This window comes from Streptosporangium sp. NPDC023963 (assembly GCF_040639135.1).
Classification (GTDB): Bacteria; Actinomycetota; Actinomycetes; order Streptosporangiales; family Streptosporangiaceae; genus Streptosporangium.
Genome location: NZ_JBEZZK010000001.1, coordinates 244114 through 256205 on the forward strand (window position 1 = coordinate 244114; position 12092 = coordinate 256205).

General features: G+C 72.7%; 12 protein-coding genes. 3 read left to right on the top strand and 9 right to left on the bottom strand.

Annotation, left to right across the window (positions count from 1 at the left end; genetic code table 11):
• Positions 1-36 precede the first annotated feature (36 nt).
• From AB0F88_RS01045 to AB0F88_RS01075, 7 genes are all read right to left on the bottom strand, one after another.
• Complete coding sequence (locus AB0F88_RS01045) at positions 37-1008, bottom strand: glutathione S-transferase C-terminal domain-containing protein (RefSeq protein WP_362677883.1); 972 nt, start codon at positions 1006-1008, stop codon at positions 37-39.
• A 356-nt stretch (positions 1009-1364) separates the two neighbouring features.
• Positions 1365-2414, bottom strand: a complete 1050-nt coding sequence (locus AB0F88_RS01050; RefSeq protein WP_362676008.1) for a hypothetical protein — start codon at positions 2412-2414, stop codon at positions 1365-1367.
• A gap of 512 nt (positions 2415-2926) precedes the next feature.
• Complete coding sequence (locus tag AB0F88_RS01055; RefSeq protein WP_362676011.1) at positions 2927-3352, bottom strand: PPOX class F420-dependent oxidoreductase; 426 nt, start codon at positions 3350-3352, stop codon at positions 2927-2929.
• Between the two features lie 77 nt (positions 3353-3429).
• Positions 3430-3981 carry a hypothetical protein gene (locus AB0F88_RS01060; RefSeq protein WP_362676014.1) on the bottom strand — a complete coding sequence of 184 codons (552 nt, stop codon included), beginning with the start codon at positions 3979-3981 and terminating at the stop codon, positions 3430-3432.
• A gap of 38 nt (positions 3982-4019) precedes the next feature.
• Positions 4020-4772 carry a lysophospholipid acyltransferase family protein gene (locus AB0F88_RS01065; RefSeq protein ID WP_362676016.1) on the bottom strand — a complete coding sequence of 251 codons (753 nt, stop codon included), beginning with the start codon at positions 4770-4772 and terminating at the stop codon, positions 4020-4022.
• A 77-nt stretch (positions 4773-4849) separates the two neighbouring features.
• Positions 4850-6622 carry a thiamine pyrophosphate-binding protein gene (locus tag AB0F88_RS01070; RefSeq protein ID WP_362676019.1) on the bottom strand — a complete coding sequence of 591 codons (1773 nt, stop codon included), beginning with the start codon at positions 6620-6622 and terminating at the stop codon, positions 4850-4852.
• The gene (locus AB0F88_RS01075) at positions 6619-7392 is read right to left on the bottom strand and encodes a cyclase family protein (protein ID WP_362676022.1); all 774 of its coding nucleotides are present in this window, start codon (positions 7390-7392) and stop codon (positions 6619-6621) included. The genes AB0F88_RS01070 and AB0F88_RS01075 overlap by 4 nt, the downstream gene beginning before the upstream one ends.
• Positions 7393-7608: 216 nt before the next feature.
• Between AB0F88_RS01075 and dhaK the strand changes: the two genes are divergently transcribed.
• The 3 genes from dhaK (at position 7609) to AB0F88_RS01090 (ending at position 9791) form a co-directional block, all read left to right on the top strand.
• Positions 7609-8601: a dihydroxyacetone kinase subunit DhaK gene (dhaK, locus tag AB0F88_RS01080; protein ID WP_362676024.1), complete on the top strand. Its 993-nt coding sequence runs from the start codon at positions 7609-7611 to the stop codon at positions 8599-8601.
• Between the two features lie 109 nt (positions 8602-8710).
• On the top strand, positions 8711-9337 hold the full coding sequence (gene dhaL / locus AB0F88_RS01085) for a dihydroxyacetone kinase subunit DhaL (RefSeq protein ID WP_362676026.1): 627 nt from the start codon (positions 8711-8713) through the stop codon (positions 9335-9337).
• An 82-nt stretch (positions 9338-9419) separates the two neighbouring features.
• On the top strand, positions 9420-9791 hold the full coding sequence (locus AB0F88_RS01090) for a phosphoenolpyruvate--protein phosphotransferase (RefSeq protein WP_362676028.1): 372 nt from the start codon (positions 9420-9422) through the stop codon (positions 9789-9791).
• 104 nt (positions 9792-9895) lie between these two features.
• On the opposite strand, the gene AB0F88_RS01095 is transcribed toward AB0F88_RS01090, so the two are convergent.
• Both AB0F88_RS01095 and AB0F88_RS01100 read right to left on the bottom strand, forming a co-directional pair.
• Complete coding sequence (locus AB0F88_RS01095; RefSeq protein ID WP_362676030.1) at positions 9896-10258, bottom strand: hypothetical protein; 363 nt, start codon at positions 10256-10258, stop codon at positions 9896-9898.
• 270 nt (positions 10259-10528) lie between these two features.
• Positions 10529-11896, bottom strand: coding sequence for a hypothetical protein (locus AB0F88_RS01100; protein ID WP_362676032.1), 1368 nt, complete (start codon positions 11894-11896; stop codon positions 10529-10531).
• Between the last annotated feature and the right edge of the window lie 196 nt (positions 11897-12092).

Consider the following 12092-nt stretch of genomic DNA (forward strand, 5'->3'; position numbering starts at 1 on the left):
CGCCTCAGGATGCCCTGAGGCGCGGCGGGGGTGGCGTCAGGCCGCCCGCCCCCGCGGCGGCACGACCTCCGCGGCGGGCGGCGGGCCCGGCGGGGTGCCGTCCCCGAACGGCCTGCCGCCGAGCCCCTCGCGGCCGTGCGGGACGAGCCACCCGGACAGGTCCGGGCCGCCGGGCACGATGTGGTGGGGATTGCTCTCGTCCAGAACGAGGTGGTAGTGACGCTTGATGTGGTCGAAGTCGACCGTGTCACCGAAGCCGGGGGTCTGGAACAGGTCACGCGCGTACGCCCACAGCGCCGGCATCTCCGTCAGCTTGGAGCGGTTGCACCGGAAGTGCCCGTGGTAGACCACGTCGAAGCGCACCAGCGAGGTGAACAGCCGGATGTCGGCCTCGGTGATCGTGTCGCCGACCAGGTAGCGGCGGGTCCGCAACCGCTCCTCCAGCGCGTCCAGGCGGGCGAACAGCGCGTCGTAGGCCCGCGAGTACGCCTCCTGGGTGGTGGCCATGCCCGCCTCGTACACCCCGATGTTGACGTCCTGGAAGATCTGCTCGTTCAGCTCGTCGATCTCCGCGCGCAGCGGCTCGGGGTACAGGTCCGGGGCGCCGGGGCGGGCGAGGGCCGTCCACTGGGTCGCCAGGTCCAGGGTCATCGGGTCGAAGTCGTTGGTGACCAGGTGCCCGGTGACCGTGTCGACCATCGCGGGAACGCTGAACCCGCCGTCGTAGTCCGGATCGGCGGCCAGGTACGCCTCGCTGAGGTGGCGGTAGCCGAGGACGGGGTCCCTGCCGCCGGGGCCGAGGGCGAATCTCCAGCCGCGGTCGTCCTGGATCGGGTCGACGACGGCCAGCGAGATCGCGTCCTCCAGGCCGAGCAGCCTGCGGCTCACCACGGCCCTGCTCGCGAACGGGCACGCGCGGCTCGCGACCAGCCGGTAGCGATGCGCTTGCGCCGGCCAGGCCGAGTCCGGATCCGCGGTGATCCGGGCGTCGAAGCGGCTGGGGGACATCACGGATTCGGACTCTGCTTCGGACTTCGCGGTCAATTCGCCTCCAGGGATCGTGAGCGGTCTCCTCGTTGCGAACTTCCCCGTACGGCCGGAGGCATGACGACTTCGAGGAGTCCGCGGAGACCGGATTCGTGGCCGCCGGGGTGTTCCGCGACCGCGGCCGGGTTCGGAGCACCGTGGCGGCCGCGACGTGGAACGGCGCCGCCCGGGTCTCCGGTCGGAGACCCGGGCGGCGCCGTTGCGAGCCGCGCGTCATCGGCCCCCGGGGCCCCTCACCTCGCGCCGGACGGCCTCGGGATCCTCGGCGCGGCCCACGGGTCAGGGCCGCGCGACGGCCGCGTCCGGTCCCCGGACGCTCAGGGAGTCGGGGTGGGGGTGGGAGTCGGGGTCGGGGTTTCCGTCACGGTGGGGGTCGGCTCGGGGGTGGGGACGGTCGGCGTCTCCGTGGGAGGCAGCGGGGTCTCCGTAGGCGGGAACGGGGTCTCCGCGGGAGGCGGCACCGTGGGGGTCGCGACGGGCGGCGTGGGACAGATGCTGGGCTCGCGCCACTTGCCGATCCGCCACTTGCTGAGGGACCACCAGTCACCGCCGCGCCAGAACTTCCTGTTGGGCCGCGTCAGGTCGAAGACGTAGGCGGCCGTCGCCGTCTCGCCCGTGGTCGGCTCCTCCGGGATCGTGGTGGTCGGTGCCGACCCATCATCCGGGGCTGTGGTGGTCGGGGTCGGCTCGACCGGGGTCGTGGTGGTCGGCGTCGGCTCACCCGGCGTCGGCTCGACCGGGGTCGTGGTGGTCGGGGTCGGCTCGACCGGGGTCGTGGTGGTCGGCGTCGGCTCACCCGGGGTCGGCTCGCCCGGCGTCGGCTCGACCGGCGTCGTGGCGTCTGTCGTCGTGGCGGTCACCGAGACCCAGTCGCCCTGCCTGATCACGTTGCCCCGCCGTCCCGAGAGGGACTTGGTGGAATCGGTGATCGTGTACACCCTCTCGAAGCCGTCCTGGCTTCGCACCGTGATCGAGTCCTCCGCCACAGCGGTCGCCTCACCGGTCTGGGCGAACACCGTGAAGCCGCAGCCGTCCTTCGCCGGCAGGACGAACTCGCCGTGCAGCGTGCCGGGGAACGCCACCGGGGGTATCCGGGGCGGCCGCGTCGTGGTGGTGGGCGTCGGGGTCGGGGTCAGCGTGGGACCCGGGATGGGTGTCACCGTCACCGTCACGCTGGGGGTCGGCGCCTCCGGCGGCGTGGGAGCGGGCGGCGGCGACGCCGCTGACGCCGAGGACACCCCGACGCCGCCCGAGGCCGCCAGCACGACGGCGGTGGCGAAGACCATGGGGCGTGGAATGCGCCAGGGTGTTCTGCCCGATCCGCTCGACGACACCTCGTTGGACCTGCCGGGGTTTGTTCGCGTCACCTTGTCTCCTCCATCTGGTTTGATCCGAAACCAGCGGGGGCGTCGAGGGGGTGCCTACGCCCGCCGCCGAGACCGAGGACCACCGCCCGGTCGTGATCCTCCGTCCAGGGCGCGGGGAACAGTGCCCGCTTCAAGCGAACCCATGCAAGCCAAATAAGTGCATGACACCCTAAATCGGGCTTTCCAGCAGCTCACCACCGTGTTTAAAAATTCGAACTTCGTACAGATTCGTTCCCGACGAGCCCGCTCCCCCGTTCCGAGCGGGGATGGGAGAGGCCCTCGGGTGCCCGAGAGCGTGCCGCCCCGCCGGCCCGCGGGTGGCTTAAGGACCGCGGATGGCCGAAGGGTCGTGGATAGCCGAAGGACCGCGGATGGCCGAAGGACCGCGGATGGCCGAAGGACCGCGGATGGCCGAAGGACCGCGGATGGCCGAAGGACCGCGGATGGCCGAAGGATCGCGGGTGCCGGTCGGGCCGGCACCCGCATCCCGTACGAGATGTCCGGCGGGATCCTCAGTCCGCCACGTCGCGGCCGGCGACGACCCTGCCGACGCGGAGCCTGACCAGCCACTCCCCCGGGACGCCGTTGCGCCGGCCGAACTCGTGGGCGCGCTCGCGGCCCATGTACCGGCCGCCGATCTCGGTGGCCCACCTCACCAGCTCGTCCGTGTCCGCGGAGAGGGTGACGAGGCCCTCGAGCATGACGTAGGAGAACGGCGGGGTCTCGTCGTCCACGCACAGGACCACTCTGGGGTCGCGCCGCAGGCTCCTGCCCTTGACGCTGCTCTCGTGGGTGGTGAACACCACGTCGTCCCCGTCGAGCACGAACCAGACCGGCGTCACGTGCGGCCTGCCGTCGGCCCTGACCACCCCGAGCTTGCCGGTACGCGTCCCCGTCATCACGAACTCACGCCATTCGGCGTCCGTCATCTTCTCCATCCGACGATTGTCGTCAGCCCGTCTCCCTGACGAGCGCCGGGACACGCCGCCGGGCGTGCGCGCGCACCTCGGCGTGCTCAGGCGTAGGCGGCGACCGTCCCGGCGACCACACCGGCGAGCGAGACGAGCGTGAGGAGGCATCCAAGGACCACGGCGGCCCGGCGGCCCCGCCGTGCCCCGGAGACGTGGAGGAGGACGTACGGCAGGAAGCCCAGCACGCCGACGCCGAGGAAGGGCATGGTCAGCGCGGCCAGCACACCGGAGGTGCCGGTCGGTACGGCACGGTCGCCCTCGGGGGTGAGCCGGGCCCGCCTGACGTCACCGGCGGTGGAGTCGGGTGAGGCGTCGACCGGGATCGCGTCGCCGCCGCCGTCGGGCGCGAAAACGCCCCCGCAGTCGTAGCGGCCCCGGCCCAGGTCCTCGCACGAGACCACCGTGAGCGTGCCGGGGACGCCGACGGAGCCCGTCGCGAGCCTGAGGCCGGGCACCGCGACCACGAGGGGCAGCACGCCCAGCCCCGTCCAGAGGACCAGCAGAACGGCCATGCCTGCCTTCCCCGGTGTGCGTCCCGGGCCGGGTGCCGGCACCGGCTGGAAGGCGTTCGCGATGTCGTCGAATGCGCTGCTCATGGGGAAAGGATGGGACACGCCACTTGTGAACTACCTGTTCATGGCTTGTCGCGGATCGCCCTGGCCTCCGCCTCGGCGGCGTCCAGCTTGGCGGCCTCCTCGGGAGTGGGCGCGGTACCGCCGAGGTGGCGGGGTTGCCACCAGACGCCCTGCGGGATCTCCGGGTAGCTCCGCTGCGCCTTGTCGAGCATCTCGGCCATGCGCTCGCGCAGGTCCGCGGTGACGGCGTCGTAGTCGTCGCCGCGCTGGGGGTACATCGGCTCGCCGACCTGGATCGTGATCGGCACGTGCCGCTGCAGCAGCTTCTTGGGGTGCCCCTTGGTCCACAGCCGCTGGGTGCCCCACAGGGAGACCGGGATCATCGGCACCTTGGCGCTGACGGCCATCCGGACCGCGCCGTTCTTGATCTCCTTGACCGTGAAGGACCGGCTGATCGTGGCCTCGGCGAACACGCCGACGACCTCACCGCCCTTGAGCGACTTCAGCGCCGCGCCGAACGCGGCGGCCCCGGCCGCGCGGTCGACCGGGATGTGGTGCATGCCGCGCATCAGCGGCCCGGAGATCCGGTGGTCGAACACCTCCTTCTTCGCCATGAAACGCACCAGGCGCCCGGAGGGACGCGCGGCCAGACCGGCGAAGATGAAGTCGAGGTAGCTGATGTGGTTGCTGACCAGCACGGCCCCGCCGGTCCGCGGGATGCGCTCCGCGCCCTCGATGCGGATTTTGAGGTCCAGCGCACGGAACAAGGTCAACGCCGCCCCGATGACCGGGGGGTACACGATCTCAGCCATGGCTGAACCGTACCTCAGCTCTCCCCCCGGCCCGACCTCCCCCGATCCTCTTCCGGACGCCCTCGCAAGGCCGGACCTCAGTGCCCCCGGAACGCCTCCTCCAGCCACCACGATCCGCGCGCGCGGCTGACCCTGGCGTGGACCAGCAGGGGCCGGTCACGGTCCCCCTCCAGCCACCGGGCCACCGCGACCAGATCCTCCCGGGCCCGTACGGTGACCGCCTCGCAGCCGAAGCCGCGGGCGACGGCGGCGATGTCGGCGGGCGGGAAGGTCACGGTCTCCAGGGGGTGCCCGTCCGGGCCGAAGTGGTGCACCTCGGCGCCGTAGCCGTCGTCGTCGTACACGACGATCACCATCGGCAGGCCGAGCCGTACGACCGTCTCCAGCTCGGCGACGCCCATCAGCGCGCCGCCGTCGCCCAGCGCCGCCACCGGGAGCCGGTCCGGCCGGGCCAGGGCCGCGCCGATCGCGGTGGCGAGGCCGAGGCCGATCGACTGGAACGCCTGCGTGAAGCAGAAACCCCGCTCATCAGGGACATCGAGAAACATCGACGGATATCCCATGAAATTTCCGGAGTCGATGGAGACCACGCGTTCCGCGGGGAGCAGGTCGTCCAGCGCGATCGTCAGCGTCCGGGGGTCGATCCTGCCGTCGCCGCTCTCATCGGTGTAGGGAACGTCCCGCCAGCGGTTCTCCCCGGCGATCCGCGCGGCCAGCCCCGCCGAGCGGTACCCGGCGCCGCCGGTGCCCGGCACACCGGTGCTCGTACCGCCCGGGGCTTTCGCCTCACCACGCGATGCGCCATCACCACCGCCATTACCGCCGCCGTCGCCACCGCCGTCGCCGAGCAGACGGGTGGCGGCCCGCGCGGTGAGGGCGGCGTCGCCGGCCACGCCGAGGTGGACGGGCCGGTGAGCACCGAGCGCGGCGTCGTCCAGGTCGACCTGGACGACGGTGGCGTCGCGGCCGATCAGCGTGCCGTGGCGCATGGTCCACATGTTCAGGGCGCAGCCCCAGCCCACGAGCACGTCGGCGTCGCGGACGAGCTCGACCGTGAGCGGCGAGGCGAACCCGCCGCTCACGTCCAGGTCCCACGGGCTGCCCCGGAAGAGCCCCTTCGCCACGGCGGAGGTGGCCAGCAGCGCCCCGGTCCGCTCGGCGAGTTCCTCGATCTCGCGCCGGGCCCCGCGTGCGCCCCGCCCGGCCACGAAGACGGGACGGCGTGCCGCCGCGAGGATCTCCGCCAGCCGGGCGACCTGCTCGGCCCCGGGTTCCCGCGGCGGGACGACCTCCCCGGATTCCGGTACGGTCGCTCCCGGCCCCTCCCCCTCCGCGGCGGCCGCCGGGGCCTCCCGGCCCGCGTCCGGGACGGCCAGTCCCTGGACCTCCAGCGGAAGGTTGAGCAGGACCGTACGGCGCCCGTCGCGGGCGGTGCGGAACGCCTCGGCCGTGTCGGCGGCGGCGGTCTCCGCCGACCCGATCCGCATCGGGACGGCACCCACCGCCTCCGCCAGCGCGGCCTGGTCGACGAAGAAGTTCGAGCGGGGCTCGGTCACCTCTCCGGCCAGCACGACGAGCGGGGTGCGGCTCTTGGCAGCCTCGGCGATGCCGGTCATCGCGTTGGTGAGCCCCGGCCCCTGGTGGACGCTGAGCACGGCGACCTCGCCGCTGAGGCGGGCGTAGGCGTCGGCCATGGTCGCCGCGCCGCCCTCGTGGCGCGCGGCGACGTAGCGCGCGCCGTACGCGACCAGGGCGTTGGTCACGTGGAAGTTGCCGCTGCCCACCACCCCGAAGGCGGTGCCCACGCCGAGCGAGGCGAGGGTCCGCCCCACGACCTCGGCGACGTTCACCTCTCGACCAGGGCCAGCACCCGCAGCGGGCTGCCCGAGCCTCCGGCGATGGGCAGCGGCGGAGCGACGACCACGGCGCCGGTCACCGGGAGCCGGTCGAGGTTGCGCAGCTGGGTCAGGCCGTACTTCCCCGCGCCCAGCAGGAACGAGTGGCACGGGAAGGCGGGGTCGAAGCCGTGCGCGGCGCCCGCGTCGGTGCCGACGGTCTCCACGCCCAGCCCGGCGATCGGGGTCTCCTCGGCCAGCCACCGGGCGCACTCGACCGAGACGCCGGGCGTGTGCGGGCCCGTCTCGTTCGCGTTCAGGAAGCGCTCCTGGTCGTGGGAGCGGGCGTCCCAGCCGGTGCGGTAGAGCAGCCACCCGCCCTCCGGCAGCGGCCCGTTGGCCTGCTCCCATGCCTTGACGTGCGCGATCTCCAGCAGGAAGTCGGGGTTCTCGGCCGCCTCGGCGGCGAAGTCGAGGACCACGGCCGGGGCGATCAGCCGCTCGAGCGGCACCTGCGAGACGTCCTCGCCGTCCTTGCCGGTGACCCAGTGGACGGGCGCGTCGAAATGGGTGCCGGTGTGCTCACCCGTCACGATGTCGTTCCAGTACCAGGCGGGGCCGCGGTCGTCGTAGCGGCTGATCTCCTTGAGCGCGAACGGGACGGTGTTGCCGAACGGCTCAGGCAGCCGCAGGATCGGCGTCTCCGACGACAGCGGCGCCGTCAGGTCGATCACCTCGATCCCGCCGTTCCGGATGCTCTCCACCAGGTTCCGCAACACCGACATGACGCCTCCAACGGGACTCCAACGGGACAGGACCTCGGCAGATCCTCCTACAGCGCCACCTCTGCCCGCCACCTTCGCGTACCCGCCGGTTCTCCCTGCCCGGCGACGGCCGCGCGCCGATCCCGCCCGCCCCGGTCCGGGCGAGGATCGGAACCGGGAAGAGGCTTCCGCGGCCGATGCTTGCCATCGCTCGCGAACAGGGCGAGTTTGGGAACTGTGAAAAAGCTCATCAACGATGTCGAGTCCGTCGTTCCCGATGCGCTGCGCGGCGTCGCGGCGGCCCATCCCGGGCTGCGGGTGGACGTGGACAACCAGATCGTGTTCCGGGCCTCGGGGCCGCGCCCCGGCAAGGTGGGTCTGGTGTCCGGCGGCGGGTCGGGGCATGAGCCGCTGCACGCCGGGTTCGTGGGGTACGGCATGCTCGACGCGGCCTGCGCCGGTGAGATCTTCACCTCCCCGGTACCCGACCAGATGATCGAGGCCACCGCGGCGGTGGACGACGGGGCGGGCGTCCTGCACATCGTGAAGAACTACACGGGCGACGTGCTGAACTTCCAGATGGCCGCCGAGCTGAGCGGCGAGGAGGGGGTGCGGGTGGAGAGCGTGCTGGTCGACGACGACGTGGCCGTGCGCGACTCCCTCTACACGGCGGGACGCAGGGGCACCGGTGCCACGCTGTTCGTCGAGAAGATCGCCGGGGCGATGGCCGAGACCGGCGCGCCGCTGGCCGAGGTCGCGCGGGTGGCCAGGGAGGTCAACGCCCGCAGCCGCTCCTTCGGGGTCGCGCTGAGCCCCTGCACCACACCCGCGGCGGGCATGCCCACCTTCGATCTCGCCGACACCGAGATCGAGCTGGGCATCGGCATCCACGGCGAGCCCGGCCGGACGCGCTCGGCCATGCGCCCGGCCCGCGAGCTGGTCCACCTGGCGATGGACGCGATCCACGAGGACCTGCCGATCTCCGGCGACACCCTCGTGATGGTGAACGGCATGGGCGGCACCCCGCTGATCGAGCTGTACATCGCCTACGCGGCCGTCGTGGAGCACCTGGCGGAGAAGGGGGCGCGGGCGGCGCGTAACCTTGTCGGCAACTACGTGACGAGCCTCGACATGCAGGGATTCTCGATCACGGTCTGCCGGTTGAACGAGGAGCTCACCCGGTTGTGGGACGCCCCCGTCGAGACCCCCGCGCTGCGCTGGGGCCGCTGATGGCCTCCGACACCGACGCCGACAGGCACGGAACCGACACCGACAGACACCGACAGACACCGACAGACACCGACAGACACCGACACCGGACGCTGAGATGAACACCGCGATGGACACCGCCCTTTTCGCCGCCTGGATCGAGGAGACCGCCAGGACCGTCGCCGCGGAAAGGGAGCGGCTGACCGGCCTGGACGCCGCGATCGGCGACGCCGACCACGGCGCCAACCTCGATCGGGGTTTCACCGCGGTCACCACGGCCCTGGCCGACAGAGCACCCGGCACCCCGGGATCGCTGCTGGTGCTGGTGGGCAACACCCTGATCCGCAAGGTCGGCGGGGCGTCCGGCCCCCTGTACGGCACGGCGTTCCGCGAGGCGGGCAAGACGCTGGGCGATACCCCCGAGGTGTCCGTCGCGCAGCTCCACGCCGCCCTGGAGGCCGGGCTCGCCGGGGTGCGCAAGCTGGGGTCCGCGGCCGAGGGCGACAAGACCATGGTGGACGCCCTCGCCCCGGCCGTGCGGGCACTGGAGGCGGCCGTACAGGACGGGAAGGCCCCGGCGGAGGCGATCGGCGCCGCGGCGGCCGCGGCCCGTACCGGGGCCGAGGCGACGATCCCGATGCAGGCCCGCAAGGGCCGGGCCAGCTATCTCGGGCCGCGCAGCGTGGGCCACGAGGACCCCGGCGCCGCCTCCACCGCGCTCGTCCTCTCCGCCCTGCACACGGTGGCGGCGCGATGACCCGCTCCCCGCTCCGGCCAAAGGCGAGCGGCCGCCGGCTCGCACCCGGTCGCGGACCGGCCGGCGGACCGGTGGTGAGCCCGTGGTAGGCATCGTCCTCATCTCGCACAGCGGCCCGCTCGCGGCCGAGGTGGCGCTGCTGGCCTCGCAGATCGGCGGCGGGAACGTCCCGCTGGCCGCCGCGGGCGGCACCGAGGACGGCGGCCTCGGGACCAGCCCCGACCTGGTGGCGGCGGCGATCGAGGAGGTGGACCGGGGAGACGGGGTGATCCTCATCCCCGACCTGGGAAGCTCGGTGCTCACCGCCCGGCTCTTCGCGGACGAGCGCGTGGTCATCGCCGACGTGCCGTTCGTCGAGGGGGCGATCTCGGCCGTCGTGTCGGCGGGCACCGGCTGCGCGCTGCGGGCCGTGCTCGCGGCGGCGGAGGAGGCGAGGACCTTCCGCAAGCTCTGACGCGCGAACCCCCGCCCTCCGGGGGGCGGGGGTTCCGGCGTGCGCGCGAGGCCGGCGCGGTGGTGCGGAGACCGTCCTGGTTCCGGCGGACGCGCGGGACGGGGCTAGCGCGTGGCCAGCAGGCCCTCAAGCAGGCCGAGGACGGCCTGGACCGGAGGGGGCGTGGTGCCGAACTCCACGTCGGTCCCGCTGACGGAGTCCATCACGCTGACCGAGCTCTGCGGCAGCCCCCAGCGCTCACCGCCGTCGTGACCCACGCCGACCTCGATACCGGCGAAGGTGACGTACTCCCAGTTCTTGAGTTCCCTCCTGAGCGCCTCGTGACCGCGGACGGTGGCCCACTCGGCGACGGCCGCGAGGATGTCGCCGAGCGTGTTCTCGCGCTCCTTCAGGTCTCCGGACTGGAGTTCCTCGATCTGGCGGTCCAGCTCGGCGCGCTGGGCGAGGAGTGCGTTGATGTCGCTCATAGGGGGCCTTTCAGGGAGGTGAGAGGTATGCGGGTGGGAGCGGCGCGATCTATGGAGAGGTCGTTCACGAGAGGATCGGGCCTCCACCCGGGCAGAACCTCGCCGCGATCCGCGAGCTGCCGGAGGCTTCGCCGATCGCCAGAGAGGACATTGCCGTCATGCGTCACATAATGGTGCCGTACGAGCCCACCTGGCGTCGATCCGTCTTGTGGAATCATCACCGCTCAGAGGCATCCGGCATCGAGACGTCCCCCGGTGTCGTCGTGCGGGTCAGGGTACGGCGTCGTGAGCGCGGGCGGTGAGGTCGAGGTACTCCTCACGGCCCAGCGTCCGGACCTCGAAGCCGAGCCCGCGCCGCGCGGCGAAGCGGTGCGCGTCCTCCAGCGGCCAGGGGCCGGGCAGGTGGCGCACGGGCCTGCCCTCGCCGTCCACCACGAAGAGCCCGGACAGCCTCTCGTGGCGGTAGGCCATCAGGCCGGCCGCGCGGCCCAGGTCAGGCCCGATCTCCACGTCGTCGGGGACCATCCGCGCGCCGAGCCGGACGCGCAGCGTCCCCCCGGGCGTCCCCCCGCGCGTGACGGAGAGGTACGGCCCCCCGGGTGGCCCGAGCGCGGTGCCGCGCCGGATGCGCCAGGTGTGCCACGCCTGCCGCACGGGCTTCAGGACGACGAGCAGGGGGGAGAAGAAGACCGCCAGCCACTTGGCGTCCAGCAGGTCCAGCAGCATCCCGCCCAGCGCGGACAGCCCCCGCCACGCGAACCAGCCGCCCGTCGTGACGACATAGGCCATCGCGAACAACCCCGCGGCCCCGGCGCAGACCGCGACGGTCTTCTTGGCCCTGGACAGCCGGGGGACCTCCAGCCCGGTGAGGCGCGTCCAGCTGGGAGCCCGCCTGCTCAGCATGGTGCGCACCTCCTTCGACGGCGCCACCAGGGCGTCGTGCACGGGAAGTCTCCGCCCGGCCGCGAAGGCGGCCACCTCATGGGCCGGCCACTCGCCGGGAAGGTCGGCGAGCACCAGCCCGTCGGCGTCGAGCAGGGCGAGCCCGGTGAGGAAGCGCGTCTCCTCCTTGCCGGAGACGAGCACCCGGCGCTCGTACCGGTAGTGGTACAGGGCGGCGGGCATGTGCCGCAGCGAGCGCCCCGCCACCGGATCCGTCGCGACCAGCATCCGGCCGTCCCAGCTGAGCGTGGTCGCCGGGCAGGGCGTGCCCTCCAGCGCCCCCTCGCACGGCCGGAGCTCGCCGGACACCTGGTCGTACGGCCGGAGCCGGAGCGCCACCTCGTGGGGAGAGTGGGCGCCGCGCACCGGCAGCCCCACGTCCGCCGTGTTGCGCCACCCCCGCGCCCGGGTCTCGATGTCGGCGTACCCCTCCCGCTCCGAAACATGGGGCCGATACTCGAAGAGCAGCCCGGCGTGCACGGCGAACGCCTCCACCAGATGACGGGGCCTGGCCCCCGGGGAGTCGAGCACGCCCCTTCCCCCGGCGTTCAGGATCGCGATCCCGTGGACGATCCCGCTCTCGCGGGGAAGGCGGTACATGACCAGGCGGGCCGCGCGTTCCCCGCCGGTGAGCGGCAACCGGATCGGATGGCGCCCCGGCACGTCGACGACGAGACAGTCCCCGTCCACACGCATCTCACACCCGCCCCCGGCGAGCGATCGTGTCACCCCTATCGCTACCCCCGCCCTTCCCCTGGCGATGCCCCCGCTTTCCTCGAACGACGTATAAAGCGCCCGTAAAGTTCCAACCCCCAGGATAACGTCGTCTCTCCTATTGACGATGTTGAAAAGTCCATCCTAATGTCGTCTCTGACAGAGACAAGGTTGGACG

What these genes read in the sequence shown, in the direction of transcription:
- AB0F88_RS01100 (WP_362676032.1), bottom strand. Translation starts at nt 11,896, where the DNA reads ATGCGTGTGGACGGGGACTGTCTCGTCGTCGACGTGCCGGGGCGCCAT.
- dhaL (WP_362676026.1), top strand. Translation starts at nt 8,711, where the DNA reads ATGGACACCGCCCTTTTCGCCGCCTGGATCGAGGAGACCGCCAGGACC.
- AB0F88_RS01075 (WP_362676022.1), bottom strand. Translation starts at nt 7,392, where the DNA reads ATGTCGGTGTTGCGGAACCTGGTGGAGAGCATCCGGAACGGCGGGATC.
- AB0F88_RS01045 (WP_362677883.1), bottom strand. Translation starts at nt 1,008, where the DNA reads ATGTCCCCCAGCCGCTTCGACGCCCGGATCACCGCGGATCCGGACTCG.
- AB0F88_RS01055 (WP_362676011.1), bottom strand. Translation starts at nt 3,352, where the DNA reads ATGGAGAAGATGACGGACGCCGAATGGCGTGAGTTCGTGATGACGGGG.
- AB0F88_RS01065 (WP_362676016.1), bottom strand. Translation starts at nt 4,772, where the DNA reads ATGGCTGAGATCGTGTACCCCCCGGTCATCGGGGCGGCGTTGACCTTG.
- AB0F88_RS01060 (WP_362676014.1), bottom strand. Translation starts at nt 3,981, where the DNA reads ATGAGCAGCGCATTCGACGACATCGCGAACGCCTTCCAGCCGGTGCCG.
- AB0F88_RS01095 (WP_362676030.1), bottom strand. Translation starts at nt 10,258, where the DNA reads ATGAGCGACATCAACGCACTCCTCGCCCAGCGCGCCGAGCTGGACCGC.